This is a genomic window from Odoribacter lunatus (genome assembly GCF_943193135.1).
GTDB lineage: Bacteria > Bacteroidota > Bacteroidia > Bacteroidales > Marinifilaceae > Culturomica > Culturomica lunata.
Window position 1 is genome coordinate 1 of record NZ_CALPCZ010000035.1, and the last position, 20416, is coordinate 20416.

General features: G+C 48.2%; 12 protein-coding genes. 1 reads left to right on the top strand and 11 read right to left on the bottom strand.

Going from position 1 to position 20416, the window contains the following annotated elements; genetic code table 11:
- From NFR61_RS10160 to NFR61_RS10180, 5 genes are all read right to left on the bottom strand, one after another.
- Positions 1–12813, bottom strand: a 12813-nt coding sequence (locus NFR61_RS10160) for an immunoglobulin domain-containing protein (protein WP_251623684.1), incomplete at its 3' end; no start/stop codon positions are given.
- Positions 12810–14006, bottom strand: coding sequence for a reverse transcriptase domain-containing protein (locus NFR61_RS10165; RefSeq protein WP_251623686.1), 1197 nt, complete (start codon positions 14004–14006; stop codon positions 12810–12812). The genes NFR61_RS10160 and NFR61_RS10165, both read right to left, overlap by 4 nt.
- A 386-nt stretch (positions 14007–14392) precedes the next feature.
- Positions 14393–14740: a four helix bundle protein gene (locus tag NFR61_RS10170; protein WP_251623688.1), complete on the bottom strand. Its 348-nt coding sequence runs from the start codon at positions 14738–14740 to the stop codon at positions 14393–14395.
- Between the two features lie 97 nt (positions 14741–14837).
- The gene (locus NFR61_RS10175; protein WP_251623690.1) at positions 14838–15110 is read right to left on the bottom strand and encodes a fibrobacter succinogenes major paralogous domain-containing protein; all 273 of its coding nucleotides are present in this window, start codon (positions 15108–15110) and stop codon (positions 14838–14840) included.
- A gap of 7 nt (positions 15111–15117) precedes the next feature.
- Positions 15118–15324 (bottom strand): Lcl C-terminal domain-containing protein, encoded by a 207-nt coding sequence (locus NFR61_RS10180; RefSeq protein ID WP_251623692.1) that lies wholly within the window; start codon positions 15322–15324, stop codon positions 15118–15120.
- 101 nt (positions 15325–15425) lie between these two features.
- On the opposite strand from NFR61_RS10180, the gene NFR61_RS10185 reads away from it, so the two are divergent.
- Complete coding sequence (locus NFR61_RS10185) at positions 15426–15626, top strand: hypothetical protein (protein WP_251623694.1); 201 nt, start codon at positions 15426–15428, stop codon at positions 15624–15626.
- Between the two features lie 356 nt (positions 15627–15982).
- Here NFR61_RS10185 and NFR61_RS10190 read toward each other — a convergent pair whose 3' ends face one another.
- The 6 genes from NFR61_RS10190 to NFR61_RS10215 form a co-directional block, all read right to left on the bottom strand.
- The gene (locus tag NFR61_RS10190) at positions 15983–16162 is read right to left on the bottom strand and encodes a fibrobacter succinogenes major paralogous domain-containing protein (protein WP_251623696.1); all 180 of its coding nucleotides are present in this window, start codon (positions 16160–16162) and stop codon (positions 15983–15985) included.
- A gap of 13 nt (positions 16163–16175) precedes the next feature.
- Positions 16176–16508 (bottom strand): hypothetical protein, encoded by a 333-nt coding sequence (locus tag NFR61_RS10195; protein WP_251623698.1) that lies wholly within the window; start codon positions 16506–16508, stop codon positions 16176–16178.
- Positions 16509–16607: 99 nt separating this feature from the next.
- The gene (locus tag NFR61_RS10200; RefSeq protein ID WP_251623700.1) at positions 16608–16787 is read right to left on the bottom strand and encodes a hypothetical protein; all 180 of its coding nucleotides are present in this window, start codon (positions 16785–16787) and stop codon (positions 16608–16610) included.
- Between the two features lie 307 nt (positions 16788–17094).
- On the bottom strand, positions 17095–17292 hold the full coding sequence (locus tag NFR61_RS10205; RefSeq protein WP_251623702.1) for a hypothetical protein: 198 nt from the start codon (positions 17290–17292) through the stop codon (positions 17095–17097).
- An 18-nt stretch (positions 17293–17310) separates the two neighbouring features.
- Entirely contained in the window at positions 17311–17493 is a 183-nt protein-coding gene (locus NFR61_RS10210; RefSeq protein ID WP_251623704.1) for a hypothetical protein, read from the bottom strand.
- Positions 17494–17542: 49 nt separating this feature from the next.
- Positions 17543–20239: an FISUMP domain-containing protein gene (locus NFR61_RS10215; protein WP_251623712.1), complete on the bottom strand. Its 2697-nt coding sequence runs from the start codon at positions 20237–20239 to the stop codon at positions 17543–17545.
- Positions 20240–20416: the final 177 nt, after the last annotated feature.

Sequence of the window (20416 nt, forward strand, 5' to 3'; positions counted from 1 at the left end):
GCATCTGACACGATAACAACTATCGCCTCGCAAATCTGCTTTCAGGATGACTCCGCTCGTTCCGCGATCTATTCCATCGATAAAGAAGTGACCGGTAGAAGGTAAAGCGGTGGTATCATTCAACATGGGTTTTAGTTCGTTACGCAAATTCACATTATGACATTGACCCACATACCAAGGACCTGCACTGAAGTTTATATGGCCGGACTCGCCTACATTCACGATAACCGTACTATCCTGCAATGCAAGATTACAACCCGTTCCCATATCAAAAAAGCCTTGAACACTATACTCCGAACTCCTTTCTGCCAAAAATGCTATTACCGTATCACGACCGGTCATTACAAGAGCACTGTCCCCACAAAGTTCTTCTGCCAATGCGCTTTGAAGAATATCCACTACGTGTATCTTCCAGGGACCTACTCCCCCTGTTATTGAAAAACGAACACGTGCTGTATCTCCGTAACAAACGGTTTGACTGCCGCTCATTATCAAAGAAGAGGCTGCTTTATAGCGTACTTCTACCTCCGGTAAGCCACTGGTTAATATACAGCCGTCAACATCTTTCATCGACACGATTCGATATATTCCTTCCTGAACAACTTTCAATGTATCAATCCGAGAAGAAGCCACCCGAACTGTTTTCTCTCTGTTATCCGGGAATTGAATCGTATATTCCCAAGCCGGCGTACCTGTTATCAGAATTATTTGCAAACTAACACTATCACCAGGACAAATAGTCGCAACAGAAGGTATCATCGCCACTTCTCTCTTAGGAAATACCCGCAATAGCATCGTATCACTCCAATCTTCGCCACACGTATTATAAACATGACACCATATCAATGCACTATCCAATTCCATCGTCACGATAGGCAATATACCATAATCCGTACTACTTTGCGGTACATGAAGATTGGTATCAAAGACAGAATCCCGTCCATTTTTCAAAATATGCCATTCATATGTCAAATTACCTCCTGTAGCCGAAACCTCCACCCTCAAACTCATTTCCTCGCAAAGGGTATCCTGCCATAATACCTCCCGCACAACGGGAACCGTATCTATGCGAACCCATGACGTTTCAGTCGTTTTTGACTCACAGCGATTAAAATAGTGACAATAATAGTATCCGGTATTCTGTGTACAATTAAGAATACTTATCGTATCGGCCTCAGACACAAGCATACCTTGTCCATCCTCTTCTGTCTCGCGGTAATACCACTCATATTCTACCATCATCGTCCTGTTTATACCCAAACGCAATACAGTATCGGTTGTACAATCGGCACACAAGGTTACATTACGCAATGGATCAGCAACATCTATGGAATCCGGCACCCGGACATTTATATCCCGGAAATTATGCGCACCGGTTGAACACTTATTCGTAAACCACACCCGATACGTATGATAGCTATTAACAGCAAATGGGCCTACCAACAACTTGCTTTCCGTACCTAACTCGTTCAAATTTTTATCTTGCCACAAATATTTCGTACGATCCGAAACAGGAGCAAGATCTATACTCAATTCTACTGTACCATCCGAAGGACAACGAATTAATTCGGGGCCTGAAACATTCATCACTTTCAAAGTATCATCCACATACAATGAACTTACAGGCACAACCGATTTTCCGCAAGCATTGGTCACCTCTACAAAATAATTTCCTTCATCCGCTGCACTGACGGAAGCAATCGTATAACGCGGACCGGTATATCCCAACTTCACCCCATTCAAATACCACTCAAACGGTGTTGCCGATGTCACATAAGGCGTAGCATAATATTCTCCGGCACAAAGCGTATCTACCGTCACACGGGATATGGAAATAGAAGGATTCGTTCCTATAATCAATTTGGCAGTATCCCGTACCTCCACTCCACAACGATTATTGGCTACCACAACATACGTTCCGCTATCGGATTCTTGCAGATTCGTCAACTCATAAAAATTACGATGTCCTATCTCCGTTACATCATCAGGCAACTTATACCACGTATATGTTTCTGCATTCCGGAAACCGGAAGAAAACATCACACTCGTGCGGCTTTTATCGCATACATATTCATCCGGCATCGGATTTTCCAACCGAACCAATTCTCTTACCATCAATGTAACTTCAGGTGACGTCACCGTTCCGCAACTATTCGTAATCTCACATTCATAAACCCCATAATCCAACATTTGTACACTATCAATATTATAGAACGGCTCTTTTCCATTTTTCAGGGTCAAACCATTCCGCAACCACTTATACGTCATACGGCATCCCGTAGTCGTCACGCTGAATTTCATTTCCGAACCCTCACATTTCTCAATCTCCACATTATTCGGCTCACGGGCTATAATCCGTATCGGAGAGGCCGCCACTATAGTATCCGAACCAAACATCGTCCGTTCACACCCACTCACTGGATCTCGCGCTATAATCCGATAAATATAACCATCGACTAACTCCGTATCATTACATTCTTTTCCTTCCAAACCGGTCCACAACAAACTTCCTCCATCTCCGGTCCGCTCTGTTTCTGCCAGCAACTTACCGTCACGGGTCAGATAATAAATCAAACCGTTCTGGCTACCGCTCAACCGAAGACTTCCTTGCGGTGTCGAAGACGTAGCACAGTAGCTGTTCACAACGGATTCTACCTCAAAAGGCAATATCGTATCCGCCAATTGCAAAGTAAACGAACCGAAATCCACAGTACATCCCAATCCCGTGCGATAGGTTGCCGTCACATAATAGGTACCCGCTTTCTTAATCTGTTTCGGGAAAGTAAGAGCACTGCCCGTTCCTTCCTGCTCGGATACCTCTTCCATCGGAGAAGCCAAACGCAATTGATAACGTACATTCTCTTCACTGCCATCCAGTCCCAACCTTACATAACTTCCCCGACAAATATAATTTCCATCGGAAGAAGTTATATTAAACACATCCGGATAAGGCTCCATGATTACCTGGGTACTATCGGCATACTTACATCCATTTCCATCAACAACTTCCACAACATAAAAACCTTCCTCATCCACAGCTGCCGGAAAACGGAAACTACTGCCGTCACTCATTCCGTTACATTGCGCCAACAAAGAGCCGGACGGACGATAACAGCTATATTGCAAAGCATCCGAAGTAAATGCTAACACTCGCAATGAATCCAACGTACCCTGACAATAACGTAATTCCGGCTCCAATGACAACGAAGGCAACTCCAACACCTTCACTACCACACTATCCTCCATCATCACCCCACATACGTAAGCATTTACCCGGTAAACCCCACTCTCGGTAATACGTCCCACTTTCAGACGCTGGCCCGTACCAGTCACCTTATTCACCGACATTCCGTCACGAAGCAACTCATACCCCATGCCCTCTTCACTGCCGGACAACCAGATGCAAGTATCCGCTCCCCGACAAATCACCAAAGTATCACCTAACGCCTGCACAGGTTCCACATGGTAAATACTTGCAGGCTCATTCAGACAAATACGCCCTTCCATCTCCCGCTGGCAACCTGTTGAGGCATTTACTCCCATGACATAATAACAACCGATTATACTCTGTTTCATAAAATCCATCTCCGGTTTCGGACGCCAGGTAGAAGTCAGACTATCCACAAGCAAACCGTCAGGTTGCACATCCCTGTATAAATAATAATCGACACCATTCTCCCGACAAGACACGGACACCGACAAAGAATCGGCATCACTCTGCCTACACACATCATCCCCTATAACCGGACACAACTCAGGCAACTGACCGGGTTTCACCTCCCAAAACTCCAATTGCAGAGGACAACCGTTATCCGCTATTATCTTATAATAACCGGGCTTGTCAAACTCGCCCAACACAAAAGGATTACTTACGCCATCCCCTATCACCGCCGGATAAGTCTGTGCCAAATTACCGGACGAATTGTAAAGCTCAACAATATACTTCACTCCCGCCTGACTACCGGAAAGCGCCAATGTAAACTTCTCCGGAGCACAATAATATTGCGGTTTATCTACCAACTGGAACTTGGCAGGCAATGTATCGCCATTCACTGTCAATGAACCTATCTCCTCGTCCGTACCACAAGGACTTAGTGCATGGAAATAATATACTCCGTTCAAAACACTCGATGGTTGAGTACCATTGTAAAGTTTATTCCAGGCCAATACACCGCCGTTAGGTCTATAAAGCGTATCGGATGTTAAATTAAAGCCATTCGTCACATAATACTTCCATCCTTTCACCGCATTCTTCAAAGAAAGCATAACCCCGGTCGTATCTCCATTACAGAAAGACCCCGTCACCTCCGCTTCAAAAGCAGGCAAAGGATGATATACAACCACACTGTCCTGCATCCAAACCGTACACCCGTTATCTGCAATCGCTTTCACCCGATATACTCCGGTTACAGTCTGCAACCCGAAACTCAAAGCACTACCGGTTCCTGCCACCGAATTTGAAGAAACCTCAACTCCGTCACAATAAAGCACATAATAAACACCCGTATCGCTTCCCGTCGTTTGCAAATCAAACACCTCTTCCGTCGAATAACATCCCGGAACCATTGCATATACATTCGGACCCGGCTTAGCCGTAATCATTACACTATCTATATTCCGGCACCCTGTCGTCATATTCTCAGCAATCACCGCATAAACGCCTGCCGGCTGCTTCTTAAATAATGCACCTCCCGGTCCCGTCACTGTATCTAACTGATTCAACCGATAAAGCACTCCGTAGTCCATTCCTCTGACTGCAATCATACAACCGCTATCCTCCGTAACACAATACTCACAGTCGCCTGTCCATATCTCCGGCAGCGGATGAATAGTTAAAATCGTATCCAATACCGTCGTACAACCCGCCAAAGAATCCACCGCACGAATAATATAACTGCCCGCATCACGAATCGTATCGGCAAACACACTGCTACTGCCTGTACCGATTAATGTATCCAGAGAAACCGTCGGGCCCTGCTTCTGCAAGACATACAAAACACCCGCAGAAGTTTTGTCCAACCGTACCCGATAATCATTTCCGTCACACACAGGGGCAACACCCTCCAGGGTAACGTCTATCCGTGAAGAAGGAACATTCCTCTCCACAACCTCAAAAAGAACCTCCCGGTAACATCCCGCAGGAAAGCTCGTTCTCTCCACACGGAACTTATACTTCCCGGCTTCATACTCTTTAGCAAAGAAAGGTTGAGAAGACAGTCTAGGACTATAAACAAGCGTATCAAGAACAGAGCCGCCCTCCGTCAATATCTTATACGTCACACCGATATGTATGCCGCTTAACTGTAACTTCATTTTTTCTCCCTTACAATAAGCAAACGGAGGAATAAGTGTATCATTCGGCACACCTTCCCGTATCGTATCCTTCGCGGCTTCACTCTCACAACCGCTCTCCCTGTCATACACCTTCACCGTATACACTCCCGCCATCAAACTCCTCAACACCGTGTCGGTTTCAAAATTCATAATCGTCCGACTCTCCGGCCCGCTTATCTCATATTGATAATCCTTATTCAAACCCGAAAGCTGCATTTCACCTTTTCCCGCCTCCACACAATCATTCGTCTCCACCAGAGGCAAAGCAAGCAACGCCACAGAATCCACTTTCAAAAACGTACTGCTCACCTTACAACTTCCCCGTTCTGCCTGCACATAATACGTCCCGGCCGTTACTCCTGAAAATTCCGCCCGCACACCATTCAACACACCGGACATCACCAGTGTATCCTCCGGCAAACGGAACAAACCGTACTTCACATCCGACTCTGTTCCCGATACCCATAACATCACATCATTCCCCGCACAATACAACGTATCTCCTTTCAATTCAGGCAACACAGGCACATGTTCAATCTCAACAGGCGCACTCAATTCTATTTTACAACCATCCACGACAGTCTTCACACTCCATTTTCCAAGCGCTGCCGGCGAAATATCCCATTCCAGACGTCCTCCCGTACCCTGTTTCACACTTCCTACAGCAACCCCTTCATGGTACAACTGGAACTCATAAGGAGCGGGAGCCGTTTCTATATACAAAACAACCGTACTATCCACACACCCGTTTCCGCTGAACTTCAACGTCACCTCCTTCCCGTTGTCATCATAAAGCTTTTTATCCAACACTTTCACAGTATCCTCCATCACTCTCTCACAATTTCCCACTTTTCCAATCACCACATAATCTCCCTTTCCTAAAGAAATACGATTACACAGACTGCCATCCGCTTGAGTAACAAACGTACCCAACGCCGTACTCTGATTACCCTTGACATACAGTCCGTAAGTTATACCCGACTCCGGAGAAGCTATACAAACCGATGTCGTCAAATAATTACTGCTGTCGGGACAAAATTCGCCACCACCCGTTACTCCGACATTCTGCGGAGCAGGTGCCAATACCACCGAATCATACACGGCTTTACACCCCGTAACCGTATGGTAAGCCTCCACCCGATAAGTCCCTATCGTTGAGAAATTCCCGAAAATCAACGTATCCGTACCCGTACGAATCACAGAAGTAAAGCCCGGATTATCACAAACCAATGTATACCGCACCTTATCTTCCGCTTTCGTAATACCGATTGTAACAAAAGAATCAATACAATGATTTCCGGCACCTATCAACGTCCCGATACCGGGAAGCTCATAACGGATAACATGCACCGTATCCCGCATTGTCCGCTCACATTGTCCGACCTTGCCGACAACCACATACTCTCCTGCCTCCAGCTTTTTCAAACTGCATGCCCTGCCGTCTTGCTGCAAACGCAACGTATCAATAAAATCATTGCCTCCCGATGCAACCTTATATAATCCGTAAAATATACCACTCTGTGCTGACAATACACATACACCCGAAGACAAACCGGTACTGTCCGCACAAAACTCACCGCCACCGCTAACCGTCAGTTCTCCGGGAGCTTCAGCCAACACCACCTGCCCGTACTCCTTCCTACAACCCGTCTGCACATCCTTGGCCACCACCGCATAACGTCCCGTATCACAAAGAGTCGTAACAAAAGTATGGTCACCGGTTCCCGTCCATACAAGCGGAACAAAACCGGAATTAGAAGAAACCAATGTATACTCCACGTTTGCCTGACCTCCGCGAATACCTACCGTCACAGGACACTCCGTCTTACAATATTCTCCCGCACCTACCAGACTGTCCAATCCCGGCACTGGATTCTCCACCACCTCAACCGTATCCGGCATCACAGTAATACAACGTCCCAAAGCCGCTTGTACCACATAATTTCCCGGTTTCGTCACAGGCTCAAACCTCAACGCACTGCCTGTACCGGTTTTCGTAAACTTCACGCCCTCTTCCAAAAGAACCATATAATACGTAACCTGCTGCTCACTGCCATCCATCACAATCACACTATCCACCGGACTATCCGCACAATAAGCCCAGCCATCCGAAAGATTAAATTCCGCCGGAGCCTGGAGCACTTCCAACTCTCCCACCATCTTCGTTTCGCAATATCCGCCGTCCGCCGTCTTATGAGGTACCTGCGCTACAATCCGCAAATACTTACCGTAATAAGCCGACGCATCCGGCAAAACAAAACTCAATACACTGCCCGTACCGACCAAATCCGTCACATCCGTCCAGGTAACACGGTCCGTACTGCTCTGCAAATAATAATAAGCCGACGCCATACTACCGTTCAACTGTACCGTCAACGGTTTTCCGGCAGCAACACAACGCATACCGGCATCCTCTATCGTATCAACGGGCACTACCGGATTTACCAATACCACCACCGTATCATCCAACGACTCATTACCGCAATCCACATGCAAAAATATCTTTGTATCATTTACCGGGCTCACAGGACTTAACTTCAATCCTCCCGCCAACGGACCATTCACGTCACTCCAGGCATACGTATAATCACCGTTGCATGCCCCACCGGAAACCAACGCATTCAAATCCAGCATATCCCCCGCACACAACTGTACCGTATCGACCGGATGCCCCTCTCCGTCCGCAATTCCTCCCGCCAAATCGCCGCCGATAACAGTCACCAACACCTCTTTTTCCACGGGACATCCGGCTGCATCCGTCACCTTTACTTTAAACAAAGTACTCTCCGTCATAGCTTTCGTCACAGGATCCTCCTTCACGTCCTCGCCATCTTTCAATTTATCCACCGGCGTCCACTCATAAACCACATTCCCCACAGCCCCCGTCACCGTTATATTCAACACAGTCGTATCCCCGTAATTCACATAAACCGGCGAAACCGCCGTCACATTCAGACGGCTCATGCGCAACTCCACCGTATCATACATTGCAATCTCGCAATGTTCCCGCGTCGTATCCCGGGCAATCACATAATAATCCCGTTCAATCAAAGGCACACGAAGGAAAATATTACCTCCCGTACCGGCCACCTCTTTATACACGAAACCGGGCGCATAACGGAACGAATAAATCACGCCCAAATCGCTTCCGCCCAATTCAATCCAACTGCTATCCTTGTCATACTCACAATAAGCCGCTTGTCCTATCAAAGTATAGCGGGCGGGCGGATCCTGCGCCTTTACTTCCTTGCTTCCGTACTCTGTTTCACACCCCCAGCTGTTTACAACTTTCACACTATAAACACCCTCTTCCAGACCCGTCCAATAAACCGGTGCGGCAGTAACCGGCACGCCGAAATCCTCCCCGTCTTTTTGCAACCGGTAAGTACATCCCCCTTCAAAACAAGCCTGCTCCAAACGGACATCACTCTGCGCATTCCGGCAATAAATACTGTCATTCATCCAAAACGACAAATCACACACTTGCGGAACGGCATATTCCGTAATAGTCAAAGCACCCGAAAGGTCACGCACACATCCGGTATTCACATTCCTTGCCACCACTTTATACTCACCCTGCGTCAACTGGAAAACGAAAGGAGCCCCTGTTCCGGCCCAAGGCCAGGGAGCCACACGTATCGTATCCCAATCCGTACCGTTATATTCACACAAATCATAGACAACACCCAACTCCGTTTCCATCAATTCCACCAAAGCGGAATCCGTATTTTCACACAACTGTTTACGTATTACCAGTGAAAAATCCTTCGGCAGCGGTTTTTCTATCACCTCTGCCACTCCCGGCATCACAGCCGTACAACCATTCGTATCCTCAGCCACCACATAATACGTTCCCGCACCCGATATACCCGTAAAGCACAACGGTCCCGTCAAAGGCAGAACATCCCTTCCGTGAATAGCCGCCACTTCTCCGCCGGATTGCCTGTACAAGTGATAAAGCACCGATGTATCCGACCCCTGCAAACAAGCCTCCACACCTACACCGTCACGTTCGCAATAAGTCCCCCCTCCACTGAAATCAAACGCATCGGGACGGCTCGTCGTCACATAAGCCTCCGTCAACTCACCCCCTTTGGAACACATATTCTGAATATGACAAATAAACGTCTCCGTCTTGCTCACCTTAGAAGCATCCACCTCCAGCCGATTGGAATACCCGTCCGCCACAATCGTACCGCTCTGTGTCCAGATATAACGGATAGGCTGGCTGCCCGTCGCTTCTACCGCCAACATCTGTTTATCCCCGTCACACATCAACAGCCTGACTCCATCCAGGCCTTTCACGAAACGCGCCAATTCATGCAGCGTGAAACGTACCTGCATACTCCGCGTCAATCCGCAACTATTATAAACCTCCAAATAATAATAACCGTCACCATCACCGATGCGGACACTGTCTATCTCCAGCGTCAGACTCGTTGTTCCGGAAATATGTCCCGCCACATCCGTCAGGCGTTTACCCTGATAAAACCAACGCATACTATCCACCTCCGACGGCTTGCTAACCAGCACCACCGAAGCACGAAGCGTATCGCCTTCACAATACTCCGGCAACAATTCGGGTCCCGAAGCAATAACCGGATAACGCTTCACGGCAACCGCCGCATTCGCACTACGCACCGTACCGCACGTATTGGATACCTCGCAATAATAATACACCGTATCCCGTTCATACGTCAAATAAGGCAATCTCCACGTATTGGAATTGGTTGCACTGCCCAGCGGCACCCCATCCTTAAACCACCGGTAAGACAAAGGCTCCGTACCCTGTGTCGAAGCATCCGCCTTCAAAGTCAAAGACTCTCCGGTACAAAGTGTCGTATCCGAATTGATTCCGTTTACCGTAATCGGATACTCTATATGCAACACCATATCATTACTGAACGTACTGTCGCAAAACGGATGATACACTTTAATCTGATAATATCCCCCCTTCGTCACACCGCTGACCACAAACTTATTCATATAACTCTCCGCAATCTTCCGTTTCGTCGCCAGCGAAGGATAATCCGTCAATTCATACAACGCATAATGATAGCGCTCATCCCGGTTCGTCTTCACCCAAAATTCCGCCTCTCCTCCCGTACAAGCCTTCACATCCACACTCTGATCTACAATCTTAGGCGGCACAATCACCGGCAAATAGGCGCTGTCATACACAGAGCCGCAAGCATTGCTCACCTCCACAATATACAATCCCTCTTCCGCACCCGTCGGTCCGATATTCAACTTATAATAATTAAGCGAAGTATCCGCTTCGGCAGAAATCCGGTTGGAGAGAGTATTCTTATACCAACGGTATTGCAAAGTACCCGTTCCCGCGGAATTGCGTGCAATCACATTAAACTCAAACGCCCCCGACCCCGCACACATATCCCGGTCTACATTTATACCCGATAAAATAACCGGCTCCCCTTTCACCGATACGGTACACGTATCCGTAATCAGCTCCTCACCGCATTGTCCGTTCAGCACACAACGATACATCCCGTTATCACGGTCCTGCATCGTCTTAAACGTCAGCGTCGGCGAATTCTCGCCCGTCACGCCGCTATGGGAAGGAACAAAAGGTTTAAAACAAGACTCCCGGTCATCCCACTTCTCCCATTGATAAGCAATACCGGTACCCTCCGCCACAACCTTCAACTCCAATGACTTCGCTGCCGTCACGCACTGATTCTCTCCGGCATACGGCTGAGCTAAAATAACGGGAGGCAGACACGTACGTGTAAATCCGTCCTGCAAGCCGCCGTGGAAAGAACCTGCACCTTTCACCTGAATAATCGTACTGTCCGTTGCCGAACAGCCGTTTGCCGACAACGTCACCTCCACCACCATATCCTTCTCCACCGAAGGCAAAGTCAGCGGATTAATATTCATCCCGGCAAAAGCCGAAGGCTTAATCCGCCAGCTCAATCCCGTCGGCGGCAACGTATTCCCCGCACTATCCACCGCCGTCAACTGCAAAGAAGAACCCTCCGTCACATTCTGTAAAAAGGGTATATCTACAAAAGGATGATTTATACCGACAGTCAATGTATCTTCCGTCCAGCAGCCCCGGTTATCCGCACGGAAAATATAATCCGTCTGCACCAAAGGAGCCACATTGGTCAAAGCCGCCGTATCCGGTCCCACAATCTTCGTCCCGTACCATTTCAGCTTCGCTCCCTGCACGGAACTGCTTCCCATAACCTGTAGCGTATCCCCCCAACAAATCATTTTCACCCGCTCCGCAGGCAACTGAATCGTAGCCACCGCCACTTCATTCACCGTCAGGTGCATCGTATCCGAATAAACCGAAATCCCCTCCTTATTTGTCACCCGGCAATAATAACTTCCCGAATCCGCCAACGTCAGCGGGCTCAATACAATCCGGCCCGTCGTCCCGAGACTCCCCGCAGGAGACAATTTAAACCACTCTACTTTATAGTCCGCGGGATTATCCACGCAAACCACCTGCATATTCAACGCCGTATCCACTCCTTCGCAAAGCTCCATCGGAAAATTCACCAACTTCACGCCGAAATTCACCGACGAACGGGCAAAACCGTCATTAATCCCACCAAAGAAAGAACCACTCCCCTTCGTATTCAGCTGCACGCTGTCATACACGACACAGCCTTCCAATGTATAGCTTACATACACCGTCTCCAATCCCGCCACAACATTGACCGAAAAAGGATTCACATTGGCTCCCGCCGCCGTAGCCAAATTCGTACGCCATGCCAGCCCTGTAGCCGGACTGATAGCCGTTCCTCCGGCATCCGTCGCCGTAATCGCCACCGTAGCACCCTCCGCTACATTCAAAACAAACGGCACATCCACCGTAGGGTGTACCACACGCACTTTCACCGAATCTATGGCAGAACAACCGTCCGCCTCTACTTTCAACTCATATTTACCGTCCGCCTTCGGAAAAGCCTTCGCCGTCGCACTATTCGTATTCCCTACCAAATCCGGCCCTTTCCAACTGAAAGCTGCCCCCGACACACTACTCCGTCCCTCAAGCCTCAACGTATCGCCGTAACAAATCTTCGCATTCTGCGCCGGTGCTGTAATCACAGCCGTCGGTATCGCATGCACCACATAAGTCAGCGTATCGGAATACACCGTCTGCCCCGACCGGTTTGACACCACGCAATAATACTTCCCTGCGTCCGCCAAACCCACGGATACTTTCGTAAAAGAAGCAGAATCCGAAACGAAACGACCGTCCTGATACCACTTGAACGAATACGGCCCGCCGTCACCCGCCCGTAACGTAGCGGTAAATACGACTCTTTCTTTCTCGCAAACTTCTGAAGGAGTAGCGCTTACTCCTACACCGAAATTCACTGCCGAACGGGCAAAACCGTCCACGCTTCCTCCGAAATACTTCTCTTTTACCTGACCCAAAACCTCTCCGCAAATTCCGGAAAAAAGCACAACGGCACATAACACAAATCTTATACCTTTCATGGTCTTTCTGTTTTTGTTGCTTTCAATCTTGTCTCACTCCTCATTTCCTCCCATAAATCCAACAAATGATAGTTCATCAAATTATATTTTACATTGCGTTGCAAATTCATCGTATCATAATGTTTCAAGTAACCGAAATACGAATTCATCTGCGCCCGGAACTTCTCCCGTTCCTGTCGGCTCAACTCCTTCCCGTCACTTGAACGCCTGTTCCATTTTCTTACTGTCTCATAAAAATTAGCCTTCGTCCGGGAAGCAGGCAACCGGTAATAAGGCTTTATCACAATACCCAGATACAACACCCCTTTCTCTACCCGCTGCAAATAAAACTTACGGGGATGCAACGTAAGTTTCTCCTCCCTTCTTAAATATTCGCGCACCTCCTCCCGCAAATTCAGCAAAAACTCCTTATCCCGGTGCACCACATAAAAATCATCCACATACCGTCCGTAAAACTCCAGCTTCCGGTTATATTTCATCCATGTATCAAAATCATGCAGATACACATTGCTGAACAACTGGCTCGTCAGATTCCCGATAGGGAGTCCGCAACCTTTCGGCGAATGAAACAAACTCTTGGAAGGCGGAAGCCCCTCCCAATCCTTCATCGTCCCGCGAATCAGACATCCTGTCACCGGATTATTAAAAACAATCTGCCGCACCAGATAATCCACCAGCTTCATATCCGTATCGCCCCAATGCGGCGAAGGCTTTTCCATGTGACGGCGCAGCTTCTCATACAATAACCCCCGGTCCATCTCCATGAAATATCCCTGTATATCCAGCTTCAGAATCCACGCCTCCCGCGTGAAATTATCCGAACAAGCCCGCATAGCCCGCGCCACACGCTGCTGTCCGTAATGAACGCCCTTCCCCTCCCGGCAACTGTAACTATCGTTAATAAAACGACCGTCCAACACCGGATTCAAATAATTAAACAACAGGTGATGAATCACCCTGTCCCGAAAATCAGCGCAAAAAATCTCCCGCTTCACCGGCCGTTCCACCACAAAAGCCGCACTGCGCTTCGGCACATAACAACGATTCACTATCTCATCATACAGCCTAAACAGATTCTTTTCCAGCTCCAACTCGAACGCCAGCTGATTCAACGTATTACGTTTATTCTTTCTGGCATCGAAATAAGCCCGGAACAAATCCGCCACCAACCGATGATCCCGTTCTTTAACCATTATTTCATTTTAAAATTAACCTTTCAATCTTTGTCCGGTGGACTACTGAATTCGGAACCGACTCTCACTGCTTCCGTAAAAACAGCGACTCCGCGTCTTCCCTCTTCTCCGAATACTTAACACAGCGCACCGCAAACCCGTTGTTCTTGTTGTTGTTGTTCTGGGGGTTCACGCCGCCACTGTTGAAGTTCATGTTGTACGCGTTGTTGGTATTATAGTAGGTACTACTCCAATAGTACCCGTTGCTACCCGCGTTGTTGACACTACTCCCGTTACCGTTGCCTCCCAAAACACCCCAACACGTTTACAGTAATCACTTCGCTCGCGGAATCCGCCTGCTGCGGCAGACTCCATCCTGATACAACCGAAACACTCATTTCACTATTTCAACCTTTTCTCTCACTCTTCACCCAACCGCTCAACTGCCTCGACACGCTCTCCACTTTCTCATTCAACTTCACAAACCGCTCCATATTCATCAGCCGCAAATCGTTACATACCCGCAACATCACCCTCAACCGTAACAAATGCAGCGTCGCCCGCTTCAAATACTCTCCCTTATCGGCGACCGTATTCGCCTGGTATATCTCCAAAAAAATCTCCATGCACTCCTCCTTCAACTTCTCGCCCAGCGAAAACTTATGTTCGCGAGGCATCTTCTGCACCAAATGGTACAACTCCACCAACACATCGTACGTTGCCTTATATACCGGCAATTCATAAAACATTCCCATATTCCTGTCTTTTATATTAAATAATTCCGGTGGATTACTGAATTCGGATACGACTCTCGCCATTTCCGTAAAAATGACGACTCTGCGTCTCCCGCCACTATTCCATTATTCCGTTACTCCAACACTCCCAATCCTTAACACAGCGCACCGCAAACCCGTTCCACTTGTTGTTGTTGTTCTGCGGGTTGACTACACTACTATTGAAGTTCAAGTTGTAGGCGTTGGTATTAGAGTTCCACGTACTACTCCAATAGTTGCCGTTCCCATTCACGTTAGCGGAACTACCTTGTCCGTAGCCTCCCAAAACACCCTCAACCCGCTGCCAGTAATCGCTTTGCTTGCGAAATCCGCCTACTGCGACCGACTCCATCCTGAGACTACCGGAATCCTTTTCTCCCTTGCTCCGAATGCTTAACACAGCGCACCGCAAACCCCCAATACTTATTGTTATTGTTCTGTGGGTTGACAGCCCCGCTATTGAAATTCATGTTGTAAGCGTTGGTTGCACTAATCCACGTACTACTCCAGTAGTTGCCGTTCCCATTTACGTTAACAGTACCTCCGTGATTGCCGTGACCTCCCAAAACACCCCAACTCTCTGCCAGTAACCGCTTTGCTTGCGAAATCCGCCTACTGCGACCGACTCCATCCTGAGACTACCGGAATCCTTTTCTCCCTGCTCCGAATGCTTAACACAGCGCACCGCAAACCCGTCGTTCTTGTTGTAGCTGCCCTGGGGGTTCACGCCGCCACTGCTGAAGCTCATGCGGTACGCGTCGTAGGTATTATAGTAGGTACTACTCCAATAGTACCCGCCGCTACCCGCGTTGCTGACACTACTCCCGCTACCGTAGCCTCCCAAAACACCCCAACTCTCTGCCAGTAACCGCTTTGCTCGTGAAATCCGCCTGCTGTGACCGACCCCATCCTGTGACTACCGGAATCCTTCTCTTCCCTTGCTCCGAATGCTTAACACAGCGCACCGCAAACCCACCCCACTTATTGCTATTGTTGTTCTGTGGGTTCACTGCTCCGCTATTGAAGTTCAGGTTATAAGCGTTCGTGGCACTGTAAGGCGTACTGCTCCAATAATTGCCGTTGCTCCCGGCGTTGCTAATACTCGCACCATTGCCGTAGCCTCCCAAAACACCTTAGCCCGTTGATAGTAACCGCTTTGCTCGTGAAATCCGTCTGCTGTGACCGACCCCATCCTGTGACTACCGGAATCCCTTTTTCTCCCCTCTACTCCGAATACTTAACACAGCGCACCGCAAACCCGTACCATTTAGGTAGTCCTGTTATGTCTACTGCATTAGCAGAAAACCGCAGGCGAAAAGCATTACCCGGACCTACTAACGTACTACTCCAATAACGACCATAACCTACCTCGCCAACCGAACTCCCCTGCCCAAGACCTCCCAAAACACCCCACTTGTTAATAGTAATCGCTTTGCTCGAAAGAATCTCCTACTGCGGAAAAACTCATCTGGACACTACCGGAATCCTTTTTCTCCCTTCTGCTCCGAATACTTAACACAGCGCACCGCAATCCCGGTCCACTTATCGCTAGCCCACTGCGGCCAGACACTACCGCTATTAAAGCGCAACATGTAAGCCGAAGCAGCATTGGCACTCGTACTACTCCAAGCGTGACCGTAACTTCCAGCACCGCTAAACGAACTCCCGATACCAGCACCTCCCAAAACACCCTCACTCGTTGATAGTAATCGCTTCGCTCGAGAAAGTTTCCTACTGCGGAAAAGCTCATCTAGATACTACCGGAATCATTTTTCTCCCCTCTACTCCGAATGCTTAACACAGCGCACCGCAAACCCGTCCCACTTGTAGTCGTAGTTCTGCGGGCTGACTACACTACTATAGAAGTACAAGGCGTAGGCGCGGGCAGTAGAGCGCCACGTACTACTCCAATAATAACCATTCCCGTGCCCACCTGTAGAACTCCTTTCACCGTAGCCTCCCAAAACACCCTCACTCGTTGATAGTAATCGCTTCGCTCGAGAGAATCTCCTACTGCGGAAAAGCTCATCTTGATACTACCGGAATCATTTTTTCCACTCTACTCCGAATGCTTAACACAGCGCACCGCAAACCCCCAATACCTGTGACTTTCACCGTGCGGACTGACAGAACCACCCAAATAAAAGCTGGAAGCATAAATAGCACTAAGAAAGGTACTACTCCAACAATAGCCGACACCCCCAGCACTACTAATACTCGCTCCTGCACCGTAGCCTCCCAAAACACCCTCACTCGTTAATAGTAATCGCTTCGCTCGAGAAAATCTCCTACTGCGGAAAAAAACATCTGGACACTACCGGAATCATTTTTCTACCCTACTCCGAATACTCAACACAGCGCACCGCAAACCCCCAGTACTTATAGAAACTGTACTGTGGATTCACAGTAGCACTATTGACACTCAGGAGGTAAGCGGAGATAGTAGAACTCCATGTACTACTCCAGTAATCGCCGTAACCACTCAAGTTCACTGTACCTCCATGATAGCCATAGCCTCCCAAAACACCCCTCACTCGTTAATAGTAACCGCTTCACTCGAGAGTTTTGCCTACTACGGCAAAACTCATCCGGATACTACCGGAATCCTCGCTGTATTTTTCGGCTGCCCGAATAACGGGCAGCCGAAGCCAAGCTTTTTCCCCCACATTCCATTCTACAGTCGCGGACGCCCTCGCTTCACACAATCCCACCAGCACAAAGGCCTCCATTTTCAAAAAACAAAGAACTCAATATATTATTCAAACTAATCCAAGAACCCAAGAATCAATAATTCTTAACACAGCGCACCGCAAACCCCCAATACTTATTGGTATTGTTCTGTGGGTAGACAGCCCCGCTATTGAAAGTCATGCTGTAAGCGTGGGTAGCACTAATCCACGTACCACTCCAGTAGTGGCCGTACCCATTTACGTTAACAGTACCTCCGTGATTGCCGCGACCTCCCAAAACACCCCGAAAATCATCACACCCTGGATAAATACGATTTACCGCACTTCCTAAAGCTGTATACAACTGTTGAAATTCACCCGTACTTCCTCCACTCGGCAAATGCCAACCATCAGGACATATACCCTGCCATTGAACAGGACTATTACCATTTACATTCCCTGAAGGATTACCCGCTGTATTATATACTGCATTAGCGTCATTCATTGCCGCCTGCCAATTATATAAATACCCAGCACCTTCCACCGTACTTGCAATACAAACACCCCACACATTCGGTGCAATCTGATTTTGCACTGATTTCTGATAATAAGCAGCAAAAGACGAACTACTACAATTTCCAAATTTCAAATCCTCTATCATCCACTCATGCCCATCTGCTAAAACACGCGTCCTATACCTCTTGTTATCACGACCATCTATCAAAATACCGTCTCCCGGCAACTGCGTATTTATTATTTGCTCATCCGATGTCTTTGACCCGCAAGTTCCTGTCACCACACAACGATAGGTTCCATCTTCACCTGTTTTATAAGTTGTAGCTGTAGCTCCAGAAATAGGATTACTGTCTTTCTCCCATTGATAACTCAACGATACTCCCGAAGCTGAAATAGTAAACGTTGTCTTACATGTATTGTCTGTCGTACTGCTTACACTATTTATTATAGTCGGAGCCGTCACTGCAATACCTGTTGTTTGAGTATAAGCCTCACCCAACGCACAGACAGCCGTACGACGGAATAAATACGTTTTACCCGCCTCAAAAGCCGAATATTTCAACGTATTCCCCGTAGCTCCGGTTATCACCGTCCATGTCGCCCCGTTGTTTACACTGTAACTCCACGTATAAGTCAGCGGGAACGTACCCGACACTCCCGTCACACTCGCAGCTGCCGTCTCAGAAACCGTACTCTCCACATCCGGACAAAGCGGAGCACTCAAGGCAATCGTACCCGGATTCACAGATGCACTCCCCGCATCCAATGTACGGGTCAAACGGAACCCCACCGTACTGTCACGTTCTGCCACCGAAGCAACCGCTGTCATCTCGCTACGGTCGGACGTATACAATAAATTGTCCGCACCGGCAAAACTCCCGCCACGGTGACCATACAACGTCGGCGTACTTGTCCACAAAGCCGTATTAAACGCACCCTCGCCATTCGTTGTGCGACTTAAAGAGGTGTGGGAAACAGAAGCAACGAGTTCCCGAACATTGCCCGCCATTTCCATCACACCCCAGTAAGTAGCACCCGCAGCAACCTGCGTAGAAGTACTGCGTGCAAAAAGTCCGCACCGGACAGGACCACGGTCATTCACCGGCAAAACATTGCCGCTGTTGACATTCGCGCTCGAATTACCGGCCACCTCCGTCTCCCGGCCTCCGGCACTAATCGAAGTCACTTTCGTCATCCCTCCGTTACTATTCCATACATATTCCTTTGCCAACGGTTCCTGCGGAAAAGGAGCACGGCATGCACGCTCGTATTCCATTTCACTCATCGGACGCAAACCCGCCCAGGAAGCATAAGCCAACACATCGTTCAACGACATATAATTGCAGGCAATGCACTGGCCATCGCCGTCCTCACCGTATTTTGTATTTCCATTCAGATTATTATCAAATATATAAGGTTGTCCCGCAACTTTCCCGCTTAAAATAATCCCGTTCCGGAAAGAGGGACGCAACGAATCTCCGAACACATAACGTCCCGTCGACAATGCAGCCAAGCGGGAAGCCCCCAAAAGCGTCTCTTGCTCCGCGCGTGTCAGCGTATTCAGAAAAGTAACATATTGCTCCTGGCTCGTCTCATACTTCATCACGTAAAAACCACCGTAACCTTTCGGATAATTCGCCGGCAAATTATTAACCGCAGCACTTACCGACCCGTCCGCAGCTCTCTTGGAAATCGTAGTAATCGCCCCCTCTCCGTTCACGGCCAACGGCTTGCCGTCGGCAGCACAAAGTGCATCGGTACTTGCCCCGTCACCCAAATAATAGGCTCCGAAAGGAACATACACCATTTCAATCCCCTGTGCCAGAATAAAAGCCTGATTATTGTCAAACGTCGTCTTGGTGTAAGCTCCGCCGCATGCCCACTTCAAAGTCACCTTCGTGGATACATTCTTCGTCGTACCATTTGCTCCCGGAAAAACATATACCCCCACCACATTACCGCTACTGTTCTTTCCGTTCATCACCACATACCCATTCGTCGCCGAATGCGTCACATCCTGCAACATAACATGCGACCAGGCACCGGAAGCAGGCTTCGTTTTCAAAAAAAGCCACACCGCATCCCAGTTAAAATTATCCCTCCATGAATTTTCCCATGTCAAATCCAATTCCAGCGTAGCGACACCGCCCGAAACATCCGTCACTTTCACCGTTCCATTCAAGCGGACATTATTGGCGTATGCCCCGGAACTCATACAAAAATAAGTCACCAGCACGACAAACAGCGTCTTACAATAGTTGTACCTCCTATTGCCTTTTACCTTTTCATCATACATCACATTCAATTTTTAGTTACTGTATACAAAAAACTCTATTTTCGTCCTCTACTGACAAAAATCATATCCCTTAATTCCACCTCTCATTTGTTTCACATGCCTACTAAGCATGTATAAGAGTTATATTATGATTTATATCAGTGACTTATGAGTATTATTGTTGCCTTCTTAACTGAT